Annotated in this window: 15 protein-coding genes; 6 read left to right on the forward strand and 9 right to left on the reverse strand. The window is 70.9% G+C overall.

The annotated features are described in order from the left end of the window. The first annotated feature begins 9 nt into the window (after positions 1 to 9). Both AC2SGK_RS14470 and AC2SGK_RS14475 read left to right on the forward strand, forming a co-directional pair. Complete coding sequence (locus AC2SGK_RS14470; protein ID WP_488324213.1) at positions 10 to 2,175, forward strand: RNA degradosome polyphosphate kinase; 2,166 nt, start codon at positions 10 to 12, stop codon at positions 2,173 to 2,175. A 67-nt stretch (positions 2,176 to 2,242) separates the two neighbouring features. Further along, positions 2,243 to 3,763 carry a Ppx/GppA family phosphatase gene (locus AC2SGK_RS14475; protein ID WP_488324214.1) on the forward strand — a complete coding sequence of 507 codons (1,521 nt, stop codon included), beginning with the start codon at positions 2,243 to 2,245 and terminating at the stop codon, positions 3,761 to 3,763. Positions 3,764 to 3,843: 80 nt separating this feature from the next. Here the strand turns inward: AC2SGK_RS14475 and groL are convergent, their stop codons facing one another. Next, on the reverse strand, positions 3,844 to 5,484 hold the full coding sequence (gene groL, locus AC2SGK_RS14480) for a chaperonin GroEL (protein ID WP_488324215.1): 1,641 nt from the start codon (positions 5,482 to 5,484) through the stop codon (positions 3,844 to 3,846). A gap of 41 nt (positions 5,485 to 5,525) precedes the next feature. Next, positions 5,526 to 5,813, reverse strand: a complete 288-nt coding sequence (locus tag AC2SGK_RS14485; RefSeq protein WP_411836829.1) for a co-chaperone GroES — start codon at positions 5,811 to 5,813, stop codon at positions 5,526 to 5,528. A gap of 199 nt (positions 5,814 to 6,012) precedes the next feature. On the opposite strand from AC2SGK_RS14485, the gene AC2SGK_RS14490 reads away from it, so the two are divergent. Further along, on the forward strand, positions 6,013 to 7,017 hold the full coding sequence (locus tag AC2SGK_RS14490; RefSeq protein WP_488324216.1) for a TraB/GumN family protein: 1,005 nt from the start codon (positions 6,013 to 6,015) through the stop codon (positions 7,015 to 7,017). A gap of 9 nt (positions 7,018 to 7,026) precedes the next feature. Here AC2SGK_RS14490 and AC2SGK_RS14495 read toward each other — a convergent pair whose 3' ends face one another. Next, entirely contained in the window at positions 7,027 to 9,867 is a 2,841-nt protein-coding gene (locus AC2SGK_RS14495; protein ID WP_488324217.1) for a hypothetical protein, read from the reverse strand. A 235-nt stretch (positions 9,868 to 10,102) separates the two neighbouring features. Between AC2SGK_RS14495 and AC2SGK_RS14500 the strand changes: the two genes are divergently transcribed. Beyond that, entirely contained in the window at positions 10,103 to 11,014 is a 912-nt protein-coding gene (locus tag AC2SGK_RS14500) for an SIMPL domain-containing protein (protein ID WP_488324218.1), read from the forward strand. A gap of 41 nt (positions 11,015 to 11,055) precedes the next feature. Here the strand turns inward: AC2SGK_RS14500 and AC2SGK_RS14505 are convergent, their stop codons facing one another. Together AC2SGK_RS14505 and AC2SGK_RS14510 are read right to left on the reverse strand one after the other, a co-directional pair. Further along, positions 11,056 to 12,342, reverse strand: a complete 1,287-nt coding sequence (locus AC2SGK_RS14505; protein ID WP_488324219.1) for an O-acetylhomoserine aminocarboxypropyltransferase/cysteine synthase family protein — start codon at positions 12,340 to 12,342, stop codon at positions 11,056 to 11,058. A 108-nt stretch (positions 12,343 to 12,450) separates the two neighbouring features. Further along, positions 12,451 to 13,293 carry an AAA family ATPase gene (locus AC2SGK_RS14510; RefSeq protein ID WP_488324220.1) on the reverse strand — a complete coding sequence of 281 codons (843 nt, stop codon included), beginning with the start codon at positions 13,291 to 13,293 and terminating at the stop codon, positions 12,451 to 12,453. 159 nt (positions 13,294 to 13,452) lie between these two features. On the opposite strand from AC2SGK_RS14510, the gene dksA reads away from it, so the two are divergent. Next, positions 13,453 to 13,875, forward strand: coding sequence for an RNA polymerase-binding protein DksA (gene dksA / locus AC2SGK_RS14515; RefSeq protein ID WP_411836823.1), 423 nt, complete (start codon positions 13,453 to 13,455; stop codon positions 13,873 to 13,875). 39 nt (positions 13,876 to 13,914) lie between these two features. Further along, positions 13,915 to 15,036: an FAD-dependent oxidoreductase gene (locus AC2SGK_RS14520; protein WP_488324221.1), complete on the forward strand. Its 1,122-nt coding sequence runs from the start codon at positions 13,915 to 13,917 to the stop codon at positions 15,034 to 15,036. A 64-nt stretch (positions 15,037 to 15,100) separates the two neighbouring features. On the opposite strand, the gene glmM is transcribed toward AC2SGK_RS14520, so the two are convergent. Genes glmM through AC2SGK_RS14540 form a run of 4 tightly spaced genes read right to left on the reverse strand, consistent with a single transcriptional unit; the run spans position 15,101 to position 18,808 of the window. Continuing rightward, complete coding sequence (glmM, locus tag AC2SGK_RS14525; RefSeq protein WP_488324222.1) at positions 15,101 to 16,444, reverse strand: phosphoglucosamine mutase; 1,344 nt, start codon at positions 16,442 to 16,444, stop codon at positions 15,101 to 15,103. Then, the gene (gene folP / locus AC2SGK_RS14530) at positions 16,441 to 17,436 is read right to left on the reverse strand and encodes a dihydropteroate synthase (RefSeq protein WP_488324223.1); all 996 of its coding nucleotides are present in this window, start codon (positions 17,434 to 17,436) and stop codon (positions 16,441 to 16,443) included. Before folP ends, glmM begins: the two co-directional genes overlap by 4 nt. Continuing rightward, positions 17,433 to 18,227, reverse strand: a complete 795-nt coding sequence (locus AC2SGK_RS14535; RefSeq protein ID WP_488324224.1) for a dihydroneopterin aldolase — start codon at positions 18,225 to 18,227, stop codon at positions 17,433 to 17,435. Before AC2SGK_RS14535 ends, folP begins: the two co-directional genes overlap by 4 nt. 47 nt (positions 18,228 to 18,274) lie before the next feature. Next, positions 18,275 to 18,808, reverse strand: coding sequence for a cell wall hydrolase (locus AC2SGK_RS14540; protein WP_488324225.1), 534 nt, complete (start codon positions 18,806 to 18,808; stop codon positions 18,275 to 18,277). Between the last annotated feature and the right edge of the window lie 80 nt (positions 18,809 to 18,888).

Raw genomic sequence — 18,888 nt, forward strand, 5'->3', positions numbered from 1 at the left:
CGGACGATCATGACCCAAGCCGATTTCCTTCGCACCCCCTTTCCCGAACCCAAGGACCTGCCCGGAGGCACCCCCGAAGGGCCTGCGCGCTTCTTCAACCGCGAGCTGTCCTGGCTGTCCTTCAACTGGCGCGTGCTGGACGAGGCGCGCAACCCCCGCGTGCCGCTGCTGGAGCGGCTGCGCTTTGTCTCGATCAGCGCGACCAACCTGGACGAATTCTACACCGTGCGCGTCGCGGGCCTGCGCGAGCTGGTGCGCGAGGGAAGCACCACGCCCTCGGACGACGGGCTGTCCCCGGCCGAGCAGCTGGCCCTGATCAACGCCGACGCGCGCCGCCTGATGGGCGCTCAGCAGGGCGTCTGGAACACGCTGCGCCGCGAGATGGAACAGGCGGGCATCTGCATCCTCTCGCGCCAGCGCCTGACCCGGGCGGAGGAGGAGTTCCTGTACGACCATTTCCAGAACCGGGTCTTTCCGGTCCTGTCGCCTTTGGCCATCGACCCGGCGCACCCGTTCCCCTTCATCCCGAACACCGGCTTCTCGCTGGCGCTGGAGCTGGCGCGCGAGACCGATGGGCGCCAGATGCAGGCGCTGCTGCCGATCCCGGCGCAGCTGCCGCGCTTCGTGCCGCTGCCGGGCGGGCAGCGCTTCCTGAGGCTGGAGGATCTGCTGCTGATGCATCTGTCCAGCCTGTTTCCGGGCTATCGCGACACCGGCCATTGCAGCTTCCGCGTGCTGCGCGACAGCGACCTGGAGGTCGAGGAAGAGGCCGAGGACCTGGTGCGCGAGTTCGAGACCGCGCTGAAGCGCCGCCGCCGCGGCAGCGTCATCCGGCTGAAGATCACCGCTGGCGCCCCCGACCGTCTGCGCCGCCTGATCATGGAGGAGCTGGAGGTCAGCCCCGACGAGGTCATCGAGGTCGAGGGCCTGCTGGGCATGGCCGACCTGAAGGAGCTGGTGCTGGACGACCGCCGCGACCTGCTGTGGCCCTCCTTCACGCCGCGTGTGCCCGAACGGGTGCAGGACCATGACGGCGACATGTTCGCGGCCATCCGCCAGAAGGACATGCTGCTGCATCACCCCTACGAGACCTTCGACATGGTGGTGCGCTATCTGGCGCAGGCGGCGCGAGATCCGGACGTGCTGGCGATCAAGCAGACGCTCTATCGCACCAGCCGCGACAGCCCCATCGTGGACGCGCTCTGCGAGGCGGCCGAGGCCGGCAAGTCGGTGACCGCGCTGGTGGAGCTGAAGGCCCGCTTCGACGAGGCCGCCAACATCCGCCAGTCGCGCAGGCTGGAGCGGTCGGGCGCGCATGTCGTCTATGGTTTCGTGAACTACAAGACGCATGCCAAGATCAGCACCATCGTGCGGCGCGAGGGCGACGGGCTGGTGACCTATACCCATTACGGGACGGGCAACTACCACCCGATCACCGCGCGCATCTATACCGACCTGTCGCTGTTCACCTGCAACCCGGCCCTGGGGCGCGACGCGACCAAGGTCTTCAACTATCTGTCCGGCTACGTGCAGCCCGCCGGGCTGGAGAATCTGTCGATCTCGCCCATCGACCTGAAGTCGCGGCTGATCGACCTGATCGGTCGCGAGGCGGAATATGCCCGCCAAGGCCGCCCTGCCGCCATCTGGGCCAAGATGAACTCGCTGATCGAGGTCGATGTCATCGAGGCGCTCTATGCGGCCAGCGCGGCGGGGGTGCGGATCAGCCTGGTGATCCGCGGCATCTGCGGAATAAGGCCGGGCATCAAGGGGTTGTCCGAGAATATTCGCGTGAAGTCCATTGTCGGGCGATACCTGGAGCACAGCCGCATCGTCTGCTTCGGCTCGGGTCACGGGCTGCCTTCGGCCAAGGCGCGGGTCTTCATCAGCTCGGCCGACTGGATGGACCGCAACCTGAACCGCCGGGTCGAGACGCTGGTCGAATGCGTGAACGACACCGTCAAGGCGCAGATCGTGAACCAGGTGATGGCCGCGAACATGGCCGACGAGGCACAGAGCTGGCTGCTGCAGCCGGATGGCCGCTACCTGCGTTACCTTCCTGAAGGGCGCGACGATCTGTTCAACTGTCACCGCTTCTTCATGGAGAACCCGTCCCTGTCGGGCCGGGGCACGGCGGGGGCGCGTGACGTTCCGGCGCTGACCCATTCGGCGGATTGACGCTCAGGCCCGGCCGGGCCAAGACACCGGCCCGAGACGGCGAACCGACAGCAAGGAAGGCGCAAGGATGAACGGCGTGCGAACCACCACCGGACAGACGATCGAGCCATTCGGCAACACCTTCCGCAAGCTGCCCAAGCGGGCGCTGAAACGCATCGGCGTGGTCGATGTGGGGTCGAACTCGATCCGCCTGGTGGTCTTCGACGGGGCCGCGCGGTCGCCGGCCTATTTCTACAACGAGAAGGTCATGGCCGGCCTGGGCCAGGACATGGCGCGCACCGGCCGGCTGAACCCCAAGGGGATCGAGCGGGGCTTTTCCGCGCTGGCCCGCTTTGCCGCCCTGGCGCGCAGCATGGGGATCGAGCCGCTGACCTGCGTCGCGACCGCGGCCGTGCGCGAGGCCGAGGACGGGCCCGCCTTCCAGGCCCGCGTTGAGAAGGAGACCGGCCTCAAGCTGCACATCATCGACGGCGAGGAGGAGGCCCGGCTGTCCGCCCAGGGCGTACTGCTGGGCTGGCCCGATGCGCGGGGCCTGGTCTGCGACATCGGCGGCAACTCCATGGAGCTGGCGGAGGTGGCCGATGGCAAGGTCGGGCGGCGCGTGACCTCGCAGCTGGGGCCGTTCCGCCTGCAGCAGGTGCCGCCCGAGACGCTGCGCGAGCATATCGCCACCATTCTTCGCAGCCTGGCCGAACAGATGGGCACCGATCACGAACGCATCTATCTGGTCGGCGGGTCGTGGCGGGCGCTGGCGCGGCTGGACATGGAGCGGACTGGCTATCCCATGACGGTCCTGCACGAGTACCGCATGACGCCGCAGTCGCTGTCCGACACGATCGGCTGGATCGAGCGGCACGACCTGGGCAGCTTGCGGTCCAAGGTCGGCATCTCCGCCTCGCGGATCGAGCTGGTGCCGCTGGCCGCCAAGGTCCTGTCGCAGATGATCGAGGTGTTCCGCCCCAAGGAGCTGGCCGTCTCCAGCTACGGCATCCGCGAGGGGCTGCTCTATGAGCACATGTCCGACACGCTGCGCCGCCGCGACCCGCTGCTGGAGGCCGCCCGCTTCACCGAGAAGCAGATGGCGCGCCTGCCCGGTTTCGGCAAGAAGCTGTTCCAGTTCCTGGCGCCCCTGTTCCCGGACATGCCGCCCGAGCGCGAGCGCCTGGTCCGCGCCGCCTGCCTGCTGCACGACACCGCCTGGCGCGCGCATCCCGACTACCGGGCCGAGGCGTGCTTCGACAACGTGACCCGCGCCAACATGGCCGCGCTGAGCCATCCCGAACGGGTGTTCCTGGGGCTGGCGCTTCTGCACCGCTACAAGAACAGCCGCGCGGAATCGCATATGGCGCCGCTCTTCGCGCTGCTGGACGACGCGCAGATCCGCGATGCGGAGATCCTGGGCAAGGCCATGCGGTTCGGCGCGATGTTCGCCATCGACGATCCGTCGGATGCGGCCAGCCTGCGGCTGAGGGGCGACACGCTGGAACTGCGCCTGACCGCCACGGGCCGCCGCCTGATGGGCGAGGTGGCCGAGTCGCGCTTTCTGTCGCTGTGCAAGTCGATGGGCGTTCAGGGCGTCACGCGCTGAGCGTCGCGGCGACCGGCCATGAAAAAGGGCGCCCGATCGGGGCGCCCTTTTCCGTTTCCGCCGGATGGCAGAGGGGATGATTACATCATCCCGCCCATGCCGCCCATGTCGGGCATGCCGCCGCCGGCCGCAGCCTTGGGCTCGGGCTTCTCGGCGATCATAGCTTCGGTCGTGATCAGCAGACCGGCCACCGAGGCGGCGTCCTCCAGCGCGGTGCGGACGACCTTCGCGGGGTCGATCACGCCGAACTTGAACATGTCGCCATATTCCTCGGTCTGGGCGTTGAAGCCGAAGGACTTGTCGGCCGACTCGCGGACCTTGCCGGCAACCACGGCGCCGTCGACGCCCGCGTTCTCGGCGATCTGGCGCATCGGAGCCTCCAGCGCGCGGCGCACGATGGCGATGCCGGCGTTCTGGTCGCTGTTCTGGCCTTCCAGGCCTTCCAGCACCTTGCCGCCCTGCACCAGGGCCACGCCGCCACCGACGACCACGCCTTCCTGGACGGCCGCACGGGTCGCGTTCAGGGCGTCATCGACGCGGTCCTTGCGCTCTTTCACCTCGATTTCCGACATGCCGCCGACGCGGATCACGGCAACACCGCCAGCCAGCTTGGCCACGCGCTCCTGCAGCTTCTCCTTGTCGTAGTCCGAGGTGGTCTCCTCGATCTGCTGACGGATCTGGGCGACGCGGGCCTCGATCTCGGGCTTGTCACCGGCGCCATCGACGATGGTGGTGTTGTCCTTGTTGATCGTGACCTTCTTGGCGCGGCCCAGCATGTCGATGCCGACATTCTCCAGCTTCATGCCCAGGTCTTCGCTGATCACCTGACCGCCGGTCAGGATGGCGATGTCCTGCAGCATGGCCTTGCGGCGATCGCCGAAGCCCGGTGCCTTGACGGCCGCGATCTTCAGGCCGCCGCGCAGCTTGTTGACGACCAGCGTGGCCAGGGCCTCGCCCTCGACGTCCTCGGCCACGATGACCAGGGGCTTGCCCGACTGGATCACGGCTTCCAGCAGCGGAACCATCGGCTGCAGCGACGAGAGCTTCTTCTCGTGCAGCAGGATGTAGGCGTCTTCCAGATCCGCGATCATCTTGTCGGGATTGGTGACGAAGTAGGGCGACAGGTAGCCGCGGTCGAACTGCATGCCTTCGACGACTTCGACCTCGGTCTCCATCCCCTTGTTCTCTTCGACGGTGATGACACCCTCGTTGCCGACCTTCTGCATCGCGTCGGCGATCTGACGGCCGATCGAGGCTTCGCCGTTGGCCGAGATGGTGCCGACCTGGGCGACTTCGTCGCTGTCGTTCACCGGGCGCGAGGCGGCCTTGATGGCCTCGACGACCTTCGAGGTGGCCAGATCGATACCGCGCTTCAGGTCCATCGGGTTCATGCCGGCGGCGACCGCCTTCATGCCCTCTTTCACGATGGCCTGGGCCAGGACGGTGGCGGTGGTGGTGCCGTCGCCGGCCTCATCGTTGGTGCGCGAAGCGACTTCGCGGACCATCTGGGCGCCCATGTTCTCGAACTTGTCGGACAGCTCGATCTCCTTGGCGACCGAGACGCCGTCCTTGGTGATGCGGGGCGCACCGAAGGACTTGTCGATCACAACGTTGCGGCCTTTCGGGCCGAGCGTCACCTTGACCGCATCGGCCAGGATGTTGACGCCTTTCAGCATGCGGTCGCGGGCGTCCGTGCTGAACTTGACTTCTTTCGCAGCCATTTGATTCTCCTGAATTCAGTGTTGAGGAAAGGGATCGACGATCAGGCCAGAACGCCCAGGATGTCGCTTTCCTTCATGATCAGCAGTTCTTCGCCGTCGACGGTCACCTCGGTGCCCGACCACTTGCCGAACAGCACGCGGTCGCCGGTCTTGACGGACGGCGCGATCAACTCGCCGGAATCCTTGCGCGCGCCTTCGCCGACCGAGATGATCTCGCCCTCGGCGGGCTTCTCCTTGGCGTTGTCGGGGATGATCAGACCGCCCTTGGTCTTTTCTTCCGACTGGACGCGGCGGACCAGCACACGGTCATGCAGCGGTTTGAATGCCATTGTCGAACACTCCGATGTTTCAGGTTGCAGTGTTGCACTGTTGGCACTCACCGGATGCGAGTGCCAATGGCGGAGAAATAGGACGGGTGCGACCGCCTGTCAACGGGGTCGCCGCCCGTTCCGCGACCGTCGGTACTGGTTCGCGCGCCCGCGATATGTCAGCCTGTGCGCCACCCCGGCCCCCGTCGAAAGGACCCAGATGCGCCTGCTGATCGCCGCCGCCCTTCTTGCCCTCTCCGGCCAGTCGGCCCTTGCGGCCTGCACCGGACGCGACCTCATCGCCGCCCTGCCGCCCGAGCGGGCCGCCGCGATCCGCGAGGCCAGCGAGGCCGTGCCCTATCACGAGGGGCTGCTCTACCGGGCCGAGCGCGGCGATCAGCGCATCACCCTGGTCGGCACCTATCATTTCCCCGATCCGCGGCACCAGGCGACGCTGGACCGCGTCGCCCCGGCGTTGGCCGCGGCCGATGCGCTGTTCGTGGAGGCCGCGCCTGCGGATGAGGAGCGTCTGGCCAAGGCCTTGGCCGCCGATCCGACGCTGATGGTCGATCCCGACGGCCCCACGCTGCCCGAGCGGCTGGAGCCTGCGGAATGGGACGCGCTGGCGGAGGCCATGTCCGACCGCGGCACCCCCGGCGTCATCGCCGCGCGCATGCGGCCGTGGTACGTGGCGTTGATGCTGGGCGTGTCGCCCTGCATGGTGCGCGCCATGGCCGACGGCAGCGGAGAGCAGGGCCTCGACCGGATGCTGGCGCAGAAGGCGCAGAAGGCGGGCGTCCCGGTCCGGTCGCTGGAGCCGTGGGACACGATCTTCGGCCTCTTCGCGGGGCTCAGCCCCGAGGAGGAGCTGGACATGATCCGCGCGGGCCTGCCCGCCGCGCGCTATGCCGACGATTATGCGGTCACGCTGACCGACGCCTATTTCCGCGGCGAGGTCTGGAGCATCTGGGAGTTCGGCCGCTTCGACGCCTATGCGAATTCCGGCCTGTCGCGGCAGGCCGTGGACAATCAGCTGAGCCTGGTCCGCACGCGGCTGATGGACGACCGCAACCGCGCCTGGATCGCGCCGCTGGTGCAGGGGGCGGAGCGCGCCGGGCCGGACGGCATCGTCGCGGCCTTCGGCGCGCTGCACCTGCCCGGAGAGGCGGGGGTGCTGTCCCTGCTGGAGGATCAGGGCTTCACCATCACCCGCCTGGACGGGTGACGGCGGGCGTCACTGGCCGTTCAGCACGCCCAGGGCATGGGCGCGGCCCTGCTTGACATAGGTGATGCGGCTGTCGCCGATCTCGCTGATCGTGCCGCCGTTGATGCGGTCGCCGAGGCGCAGCGTCAGCACGCGCCCGTTCGACAGGCGCACCAGCGCGCGGCTGGCGCGGCCCGCGCCGATGGTGCCGATGATCTGCGTGCTGCTCAGCTGGATGCCGTCCTTGACGGTGGCGCTGGCGGCGGCGTTGCCGATGGCGCTTTGCGGGACGGCGGCGACGACCTCGGGCTCGCTGTCCACCTCCGGCGGCTGATAGCGCTGGTTGCGCGAGGCGGCGGCGCGGGCCTCGGCCTCGGCTTGGGCGCGGGCGCGGGCTTCGGCCTGGGCGCGGGCCTGCGCCTCGGCACGGGCGTCGGCGGCGGCCTGGGACCGGGCGCGCGCCTCGGCCTGGGCCTGCAGCTCGTCGTCCAGGCGGCGCTGTTCGGCGATCGCGGCCTCGGCCGACTGCGCCTCGGCGGCGGCACGCAGGTCGGGGGCCGATGGCGCCAGCGCTGCGGCTGCGGGCGCGGCGGCGGCCATCGCGTTGACCGCGGCCCCGCCGGCACGACGCGGCGGGATCGCCGACGAGGTCAGCGCGCCAAGGCCCACCGCGCCGGGTCGCGCGGGGCTGGCGTCGATGGCGGCGGCGATGGCCTGCTCCACCGCCGGATCGGCGCTGCGGCCGCCCGGCCGGGCCAGGGGCCGGGCCGAGCGGGCGATGGCACCCGCCGGGGCGGCCGTGGGCGCGGTGGCGACCGACGGTTGGGTGACCGGGGCGGCCAGGCTGGCGCGGGCGGTCGGGCGGGGGCTGCTGACGGCTTCGGCCACCGCGGCCTCGACCGCGCGCTGCGACGGGGCGCGCACCGAGACCGGCTTGCGCGTCGGACGCGCATCGGCCAGCTGGAAGACCAGCCCGCGTTCGGCCGGGCTCAGCCCGCCGTTCCCGGCCTGCGCGGTGCGCAGATCGCGCAGCTGGGCGCGGATCGCGTCGCGTTCGGCTTGCGTCATCCGCAGCGGCTGGTCACCCTCCGCCGCGCTGCCCTCCTCCAGAAGCGACAGCCGTTCGGGACGCGAGGGCGGGCGCGATCCGGCCTGACCTTCGGGGCGCTGCGGCGTGGGCGCGCTGGTCTGCGCCGTGTCGGACGCGGTGCTGCGGCCACTGGGCGGCCGGGATGCGGGTGCGGCGACCGGCGCCGCGGGCGCTGCGGCGCGGGGCGCTGCGGCCGGGCGCGATGGCGGGCGCGAGGCGGCGACCGGCGTCGGCGTGGGTCGGTTCTGGACCTCGAAGGGCAGGGGGTTCGCAGGCACCTGCGGCTGGCGGTCGGGCGCGGCCGGTGCGGCGGCTGCGGCAGGCGTCGCGCGCGGGGGGCGGGCCGAGCTGGCCAGCCGCTCGGCTACGGGAGCGGGCGCGGGGGTCGCCGCGGGACGCGGCGTCGGCGCGACCGGTGCCGCGGCATTCTCGGTCACGGGGGATCCGGTGGACGCGGTCTCCGTGGTGGCGGGCCGGGGTGCGGCGACCGGGGCTGCCAAGGCGGCGACGGATGTGGCCGCGGCCGCCTGTTCGGAGGTCGCGACCGGTGCCGCTACGGCCGGTTCGGGCAGCGGGGTCGTCGCGGGCGCGGGCGCGGCGCTGGCGGCACGGGCCTGTGCCAGCGCTTCGGCCAAAGCCAGGTCCAGCGCATCGGGTTGGGCCGGACCCTGCGGCGCGGGTGCGGGAAGGGCCTCGGGCGCGGTCTCGGCGACGGTGGCGGGTGCGGCAGGAGTGGCCTCGGGCGCCGGCAGCGGCGTCGCTTCGGGCGCGGGGGCTGCGGTCACCACCTCGCCCTCGGGCGCGGGACGGCCCAGCAGCACCAAGGCCAGCACCAGCGCCATGGACAGCCCGCCGACCAGCACCGGCAGGCGGGCCGGGTCCAGATCGCGCAGCCGCTCGACCAGGCCGGGCGCCTTGGCGGGTTCGGGTGCGGGTCCCTGACCGCGTTGGCTGCGGGCGGCGGCGGCGCGGCTGTGCACCGCCTCGGCGCGCGGCGACAGGCGGCGCGCACTGAGGGGCGGGGTGGTGCCGTGGCGGATCACCGCGCCGGGCGCGGCGGGCGCCGGATCGTCGACGGGCGCCGGGGCGGCGGCGACGGGCGCGGTGGCGACGGACGGGGCGGCGGGCGCGACCACCACATGCGGCGTGATGCGCGAAATGACGGTCGCGGGGATCGGCGCCGCGACCGCCGGGGCCTCCGCCTTCGGGGCGTCGGCGACCGGAACGTCGGTCATCGGGGCGTCGATCACCGGGGCCAGGACGCGGGCCTGGCTGAGGTCGGGTCCGCTGAAGGGGCGGCGGTTGAACCGCTCCTGCGCCAGGCGCGAGGGACCGAAGTCGGGGCAGCCGTCGAAGCGGTCGTCGCCCGGACGGGCCTGGAAGCCCGTCGGACGGAAGCCCTGGGCGCAGGCGAACTCCTCGGCCTCGTCCAGGGTGCGGCGCGAGACGGCGGCCACGCGCAGCGTCTCGATGTCGCCGTTGACGGCCGGGCACCAGTCGAAGGCCAGCTCATCCGCGCCATAGGGGGTCGCGGCCTCCAGCGCGCGGGCGATGGTGGCGGCGGTGTCCGACCCGAAGGGCACCGTCAGCACGGTGTAGAGGATCTGGTCGTCGGGGATCACCAGCACGGTGTCCAGTTCGCCGATTTGGCCGCCCGCCTGCTGACGCAGCCCGTTCAGCACCGAGGCCAGATCGCCGCGCGCAAAGCGCGCCTGGCCCAGCGGCTGCCAGTCGAGGCCGTCGCGGCATTCCAGCTGCACCGCCTCCTGGGTGAAGCTCATGGCGAATTCGGGAGGCGCGGCGTGCTGGTTCATGGCTGTCTTCACTGCTCGGGGTGCGGCGCGTGGGCGTGCCCCGCGACGTCGTTATACACGCTCCATCACTACCCCAAATTGTGGAGTGTTGAAAGAAGAACTGCCATATCTGTGATCGGATTTCGGGCATCGGGGGCTAGGAACAGGGGCGGGGGCAGGGCATCAAGGCGGCATGGATACCGCGATCAGAAAGGATCCTTCGATGCGACCCACTTTCAACGGCCGCGCCATGCGGCGCCTGACGCTGACCGCCGCGCTGGCGGCGCTGAGCGCGGGGCCCGTCCTGGCCGCCCCCATGGCCTGCGGCCCCGCCGGACCCTCGCGCCTGATCGTCACCGGCGAGGGACAGTCCCGCATCGCCCCCGACATGGCGACCATCCAGCTGGGCGTGACCACCCAGGCCGACAGCGCCGCCGCTGCCATGGAGCAGAACAGCACCCAGCAGCAGGCCGTGATCGACGCGCTGACCGGCGCGGGCATCGCCGAGGCCGACATCCAGACCTCGGGGCTGAACCTGAACCCGCTGATGCAGTATGGCGAGAACCAGGCCCCGACCGTCACCGGCTATCAGGCGACGAACACCGTGGCCGTGCGCGTCGCCGACCTGGCGCGCCTCGGCGAGGTACTGGACGCGATCGTGTCGGCCGGCGCGAACGAGATCGGCGGCATCAGCTTCACGCGTGAGGATGGCGCGGGCGCGCTGGACGAGGCGCGCGGACAGGCGGTCGCCGATGCGCGCCGCAAGGCCGAGCTGCTGGCCGAGGCGGCGGGCGTCGATCTGGGTCCCGTGCTGACCCTGCGCGACATCCAGACCGGCGGCGGCGCCCCGGCGCCGATGATGCGCATGGAGGCCGCCATGGCCGACAGCGTGCCGGTCCAGCCCGGTCAGGTGCAGATGTCGGCCCAGGTCGAGATCGAGTTCGCCCTGGCCGGCGAGGGCGCCTGCGCCCCGATGGGCCATCGCGGTCATCACGGCGGCCCCGAGGGCGGTCCGGGGAGTGGTCCGGGGGGCAAGCCGGTCCATCCGCCGATGCCCGGCGACGGTGCCCCCGCGCCCGACGAGCCGGTCGTCCCGGGCATCGTGGAGCCGCTGCCCGAGGCTCCTGCCAACTGACGTGACGCGCGCGGGCCGGGACGACCCGGCCCGCGCACCCCTCAGGCCGTGGCCTTTGCCAGCGCCTGGTCCAGGTCGGCGATCAGGTCGTCCGCGTCCTCGATGCCGACCGACAGGCGCACGACCTCGGGGGCGGCCCCGGCGGCGCGCTGCTGCTCCTCGGTCAGCTGGCGGTGCGTGGTCGAGGCCGAGTGGATCACCAGAGAGCGCGCATCGCCCAGGTTCGCCACATGGCTGAACAGCGTCAGCGCATCAACCAGCCGCACCGCCGCCTCATAGCCGCCCCTGATCGCGAAGGTGAACAGCGCCCCCGTCCCCCTGGGATAGAGCCTGCGCGCGGTCGCGTTCCACGGAGAGCTGTCCAGCCCGGCATAGGTCACCCGCTCGACCCGCGGATCGGCCTCCAGCCAGGCGGCGACCTTTCGCGCGTTCTCGACATGGCGGGCCATGCGCAGGGGCAGGGTCTCGATCCCCATCAGCGTGTAATGCGCGCCCTGGGGATTCATGGTCATGCCCAGATCGCGCAGCCCCACCGCGATGCCGTGGAAGGTGAAGGCCATGTTGCCGAAGGTCTGGTGGAAGACCATGCCGTGATAGGCGGGCTCGGGGGCCGACAGGCTGGGAAACTTGTCGCTGGCCGACCAGTCGAAGCGCCCGCTGTCCACCACAACGCCGCCCGTGACGGTGCCGTTGCCGGTCATGTACTTCGTCAGGCTGTGCACGACCAGGGTCGCGCCCATCTCGATGGGGCGGCACAGATAGGGGGTGGCCAGGGTGTTGTCCACGATCAGCGGCACCCCCGCCGCATCGGCCACCGCCGCGACGGCGGGAATGTCGGTGACATAGCCGCCGGGATTGCTGATCGATTCGCAGAAGACCGCCCGCGTGTCCGCGTCGATCGCCGCGCGCAGCGCCTCGACATCGTCCATGTCCACGAACTTCACCGACCAGCCGAAGCGGCGGATCGTGTGGCTGAACTGCGTGACCGTCCCGCCATAGAGCCGGGTCGAGGCCACGATGTTGCGCCCCGGCGCCATCAGCGGGAACAGCGCCATGATCTGCGCCGCATGGCCCGATGAGCAGCAGACCGCGCCCGCGCCCCCCTCCAGCGCCGCGATGCGCGCCTGCAGTGCCGCCACCGTCGGGTTGGTCAGGCGCGAATAGATGTAGCCCACCTCCTGCAGGTTGAAGAGCCGCGCCGCATGATCGGCGTCGCGAAAGGCATAGGCCGTCGTCTGATAGATTGGCACCTGACGCGCGCCGGTCGCCGGATCGGCCTGCGATCCGGCATGGATCGCCATCGTGTCAAAGCCCTGTGCGTCGGTCATGCTGGTCCCCCCTTGGTGATGACCGGCGAAGGGTAATCCGCCGGTGCGGGCGCTCACAACCGGGAAAGGGTTTCGCCTTTCGCGCGTCCGGACAGCAGGCGTCTTCTCTCAGCGGCCCTGCCGGCGCGCCATGAAGGCCAGCTTCTCGAACAGGGCCACGTCCTGCTCGTTCTTGAGCAGCGCGCCGTGCAGGCGGGGCAGCATGGTGGCGGGGTCGCGGGCCAAGTCCTCGGGGGACAGGTCCTCCGCCAGGATCAGCTTCAGCCAGTCCAGGAACTCGCTGGTCGAAGGCTTCTTCTTCAGGCCCGGCGCCTCGCGCAGTTCCAGGAACTGCGACAGGGCCGTCTCCAGCAGGCGCGGCTTCAGCCCCGGATGATGCACCGCGACGATGGCCTTCAGCGTCTGCGCGTCGGGAAAGCGGATATAGTGGAAGAAGCAGCGGCGCAGGAAGGCGTCCGGCAGCTCCTTCTCGTTGTTCGAGGTGATGATGACCACGGGGCGGTGAGCGGCGCGGACGGTCTCTCCGGTCTCGTAGACGTGGAACTCCATCCGGTCCAACTCCTGCAGCAGGTCGTTGGGAAACTCGATGTCGGCCTTGTCAACCTCGTCGATCAGCAGCACGACGCGGGAGGGGGCGGCGAAGGCCTGCCACAGCTTGCCCCGGCGGATGTAGTTGCCGACGTCATGGACCCGCGCATCGCCCAGCTGGCTGTCGCGCAACCGGCTGACGGCGTCATATTCGTAGAGGCCCTGCTGCGCCTTGGTCGTGGACTTCACGTGCCATTCGATGATGGGCATGTCCAGGCTGGCCGCCACCTGGCGGGCCAGTTCGGTCTTGCCGGTGCCCGGCTCTCCCTTCACCAGAAGCGGGCGTTCCAGCGTCACGGCGGCATTGACCGCCAGCGCCAGATCGGGGGGCGCGACATAACGGTCCGTTCCGGTGAACTGCATGAAAACTCTCCTTCTGTGCAGGCGCTTGGCGAAAAGGGGATGTTCGGGCCGCGAGAGCCGTTCCGCCCTTTAAGGCTAGTGACAAGCAGGACGCCATACTTTATGGGGGCGCGCAAGGTGCCGGTATTTTTGCTCCGCCCGGCACTGCCGGAGGACGTAATGAAAGCCCAGACCTTCCTGCCCCAGGACTATCGTCCCGCCGAGGACGAGCCCTTCATGAATGAACGCCAGCGCGAATATTTCCGTCGCAAGCTGGAGGCGTGGAAGCAGGAACTGCTCGACCAGTCGGCAGAGACCCTCGAAGGCCTGCAGGACAGCGCCCGCAGCGTGCCCGACCTGGCCGACCGCGCCAGCGAGGAGACCGACCGCGCGCTGGAACTGCGCACGCGCGACCGCCAGCGCAAGCTGGTCAGCAAGATCGACCAGGCCCTGCGCCGCATCGAGACCGGCGATTTCGGCTATTGCGAGATGACCGGAGAGCCGATCAGCCTGCGCCGCCTGGATGCCCGCCCCATCGCCACGATGACGCTGGAGGCGCAGGAGCGTCACGAACGCAAGGAGCGGGTCCACCGCGACGACTGATCCGCACGGGGCCCGTCGCCATACCGCAGGAGGGCTGCCGTGACCGCGCTGTCGAACCGTCCCATCACCGTCATCGGCGCGGGCATCGGCGGGCTGACCGCCGCGCTGGCCCTGGCGCGGCGCGGCGCGCGGGTCGTCGTCCTGGAACGCGCGCCGGCGCTGGGCGAGGTCGGGGCGGGCATCCAGCTTTCGGCCAATGCCGTGCGGGTCCTGGACGCGCTGGGCCTCGGTCCCGCGCTGGAGCCCGTCGCGCTGCGCAATGCCGCGGTGCAGCTCAACGATGCGCGGGGCAGGCGGGTGCTGCGCATGGACCTGCTGGCGCACCGTCCCGACGCCCGCTTCCTGCTGATCCACCGCCCGCGGCTGATCGCCCTCCTGGCCGACGCCGCGCAGGCCGCCGGCGTGACCCTGCGGCTCGGGGTGGAGGGCAGCGCTCCCGAGGACGGCCTCTGCATCGCCGCCGACGGGCTGCGCAGCGCGCATCGGGCGGTGCTGAACGGGCCGCAGGTGCCGTTCTTCACCGGCCAGACCGCATGGCGCGCGGTCATTCCCGATCCCGGAGGCCCGGCCGAGGCGCATGTCTTCATGGCCCCCGGCCGGCATCTGGTCAGCTATCCCCTGCCGCAGGGCCTGCGCAACATCGTGGCGGTCGAGGAACGCGCCGCCTGGCATGACGAAGGCTGGTCCCATCCGGGCGATCCCGACCGTCTGCGCGCGGCTTTCGCCGACATGCGCGGCCCGGTGCCCGGCTGGCTGGCAGAGGTGCGCGAGACGAACCTGTGGGGCCTGTTCCGTCATCCGGTGGCCGCGCGCTGGCATGACGACCGGCTGGTCCTTCTGGGCGACGCCGCCCATCCGACGCTGCCCTTCCTGGCGCAGGGCGCGGGCATGGCGATCGAGGATGCCTGGACGCTGGCCGCCTGCCTCGACGCGATCCCGGATCAGGGCGCGGCATTGGCCCGCTATCAGGCGCTGCGCCAGCCGCGGGTGACACGCATCGTGGCGGCCGCGAACGGCAATGCGCGCAACTATCACCTGGGCGGCGTGAAGCGGGTGGGAGCGCATGCCGTCCTGCGGGTGGCGGACCGGCTGGCGCCCTCGATCATGCCGGGGCGGTTCGACTGGCTCTACGACTTCGATCCGGTGGCGCAGCGCCCCTGAGGCCCGCCGCGCGACGCGGGGGGTCCGGGGGGCGCATAGCCCCCCGGCCGTCGCGGGACGCAGGTCACGCCGCGCGTTCGACCGCCGCGACGATGCCGTCCACGACCTCGCGCAGGACGGTCTCGTCCTCGGCCTCGGCCATCACCCGGATCAGCGGCTCGGTCCCGGACTTGCGGATCAGGACGCGTCCCGACCCGGCCAGCCGCGCCTCGGCATCGGCGATCATGCGGCGCACCGGCTCCGCGGCCAGCGGATCGGCCCCCGCGGCAAAGCGGACGTTCTTCAGCATCTGCGGCACCGGCTCGAACTGGCTGACCAGGTCGCTGGCCGTGCGCCCGGTCTCGGCCATCGCGCCCAGCACCTGCATCGCCGCGACCAGACCGTCGCCGGTGGTGGCGTAGTCGGTCATCACGATATGGCCCGACTGCTCGCCGCCCAGGTTGAAGCCGCCCTCGCGCATGCGCTCCACCACATAGCGGTCGCCGACCTGGGTCCGCTCCAGCCGCAGCCCGCGCGTGCCCAGATACCGCTCCAGCCCCAGGTTCGACATGACCGTTGCGACCAGCGCGCCGCCCGACAGGCGGCCCTGTTCGGCCCATCGCCCCGCCAGCAGGGCCATGATCTGATCGCCGTCCGCCACGCGGCCGGTCTGGTCCACGATCACCACCCGGTCGGCATCCCCGTCCAGGCTGATGCCCAGATCGGCGCCATGGGCGCGGACAGCCTCGGCGCAGGCCTGCGGATGGGTACTGCCGACGCCGTCGTTGATGTTGAACCCGTCCGGCTTGACCCCGAGCGGGATGACATCCGCGCCCAGCTCCCACAGCACGTCGGGTGCCGCGCGATAGGCCGCGCCATGGGCGCAGTCCAGCACCACCTTCAGCCCGTCCAGCCGCAGCCCGGCCGGAAAGGTCGTCTTGGCATACTCCATGTAGCGGCCGCGCCCGTCCTCGATCCGCTTGGCGCGGCCGATCTCGGCGGGTTGCGCCGGCTGCAGCGCGCCCTCGACGATCGATTCGATCTCGGCCTCGGCCTCGTCGGACAGCTTGAAGCCGTCGGGGCCGAAGAACTTGATGCCGTTATCCTCGGCCGGGTTGTGGCTGGCCGAGATCATGATCCCCAGATCGGCCCGCATGGACCGCGTCAGGAACCCCACCGCCGGCGTCGGCACCGGGCCCAGCAGCAGGACGTTCATGCCCGTGCTGGTCAGCCCCGCCGTCAGCGCGTTCTCCAGCATGTAGCCCGACAGGCGGGTGTCCTTGCCGATCACCACGCGGTGGCGGTTGCGGCCGTCGCGGCGGAAATAGCGGCCGGCGGCGGCACCGAGGCGCAGCGCCATCTCGGCGGTCATCGGAAAGCTGTTGGCGCGGCCGCGCACGCCGTCGGTGCCGAAAAGTTTCCTGCTCATGCCTCTGCCTCTTTGGTCTCGTTCAGGGCCGCGATGAGGCGCAGCGCCTGTGCATGGGGGGCCACGTCATGGACGCGGTGGATCTGGACGCCCTGGGCCGCGGCGGCCACGGTCAGGGCCAGGGTGCCGGGCAGGCGGTCCTCGGGCGCCTCGGCGCCGCCGATGCGTCCGATGAACCGCTTGCGCGACACGCCCAGAAGGATGGGGCATCCCAGCCCGTGATACAACGATATCCTGCGCAGGATCGCCAGGTTGTGGGCCTCGGTCTTGCCGAAGCCGATGCCCGGATCGACCAGGATCGCGCCGCGCGGGATGCCCGCCGCCTCGGCCCGCGCGACCCGCGCATCCAGCGCGTCATAGACGTCCAGCAGGACGTCGCCATAGCGCGGATCGTCCTGCATCGTCTCGGGCAGGCCCTGCGCATGCATCACGCACAGCGGCACGCCCCGCGCCGCGACCAGCCCGGCCAAGGCGGGGTCGAAATCCAGCCCCGACACGTCGTTGACCATGCCCGCCCCGGCCTCCAGCGCGGCCTGCGCCACCGCGGCCTTGCGCGTGTCGATGGACAGGGGCACCGCCCCCCTGACGCCGGCGATCACCGGGCGGATGCGGGCGATCTCCTCGGGGATGGCGATCTCGGCCGCGCCGGGGCGGGTCGATTCGCCGCCGATGTCCAGCAGGTCGGCACCATCGTCGATCAGGCTGCGGGCCTGCGCCACGGGGTCGTAGCGGCCGCCGTCGGAAAAGCTGTCGGGCGTCGCGTTCACGATGCCCATCAGGCGCGGCCGCGTCATCGTCAGCCCCAGCAGCGGCTGGCGCGGTACGGTCAGGGTGGCGATCACCGCATCGGGGGCGCGGTCCACGACCTGAGGGGCGCGGCCCCGTTCCAGCCGTTCCAAGAGGGTAAAGCCGGTCCAGCCGCCCGCCAGCCGCCAGCGCCCGCCCTCGGGCTGCGGGATGGGCCGGAAATAGGCACGGGGCGCGCTGCTCATGGGGTGGCGGGAACCACCCGCGCGACGGTCACGTCCAGACCGTCCGGCGCGGTGGGCAGCGGGTCGGAGGCCGGGCCGGCCACGTTAATGCGCGCCGCGCCCAGCCTGCCGGCCAGCCAGAAGGCCAGCGCGGCGGGGGTCTGGCCCGCGGCCTCGGCATCCACGGCAAGGCGGGTCGGCGCCCAGATCACCGGCTGGCGCAGCTGGATCGCGGCGTCCAGTTCGGTCCGCGTCTCGGCGACCTCGACGGCCAGATCGCCGCCCAGGGTCCAGGCCGCCCGGTCCAGCGCCAGAAGCGCCAGGCGACGGGCATGGGGGCCGCCGGTCGGCTCTGCCGCGACCTGCGGCAGGATCACGACCGCGCCCTCGGGCAGGGCCGCGCCCGGCGCGTGCAGCAGGATCGACACGGGCGCCGCGACCCCGGTCGCCGCCACCCTGCCGCGATGGCGCAGGATGCTGACCCCAAGCGCGCCGGGACCGCGGTCCAGCTTCTCGACGGTGACGGCGATGCAGGCGGCGCGGGGATGGGCCAGGACCTCGGCGGCGATGCGCTCGGCCAAGGTCTCGACCAGGTTATAGCGCTGATCGGCCAGCGCGGTCTCCACGGCCTGGGTCAGCACGTCATAGGACAGCACCAGATCGACGTGATCGCCCGCGCCTGCCACCGTGTCGCGCAGATCGACGAACAGGTTGAATCGCAGCCGCTGCGGATGACCGCGTTCGGACTGGAAGGCGCCGATCTCGGCCGAGAGGACGTGGTCGCGCAGAAAGATGCGGTCAGGATGTTCCATGTCCGCCATTCACAGCAAATCCGACGCGCGGGCAAGCCCCGCATTGGTCAGTTCGACGCGACGCGCTGATTGCCGCGATAGAAGATGTGCCGCCCGATCTGGACGGTCCGCTCGAACCGGCGGGCCCAGGGGGGACTGACGGCGGGGGTGTGGAAATAGGTCGCGCCGCCGGTCAGCTGGCGCGGCGCGCCGGCCAAGGCCTCGGCCGCGATGTCCATGGCGCGCAGATAGGCGGCCTTGTTGCGGATCGGCTTGGCGCCGCCGATGGTATAGCTGAACTGACTGGGCTGATTGATCACGCCGCAGACGGTGCGGGGGAAGGCGCCGCTGTCCACGCGGTTCAGGATCACCTCGGCCACGGCCATCTGACCCTGGCGGCCCTCGCCGCGGGCCTCGTGGTAGAGCGCCTCGGCCATGCATTCCAGATCCTCGCGCGACACGGGCTGGCTGCGGGTGCTGGCCAGCTGCAGCGTCTCGGGCGGGGTGTCGGGGGTGATCTCGGGCTCGACCGGCATGGCGTCGGCATAGAACAGCGGCGTCGGGCGGGGCGCGTTGGCGGCGGCCTTCAGCGTCGAGAACATAGCGCTGTCATCGGAGAACAGCGAACCGTTCCCCCCTGCGGCGGCAGTCGTGGACAAGAGGGGCATGGCTGTTGCGGCAC

Source organism: Paracoccus sp. NIOT.M2S5SZ12, from assembly GCF_057748165.1.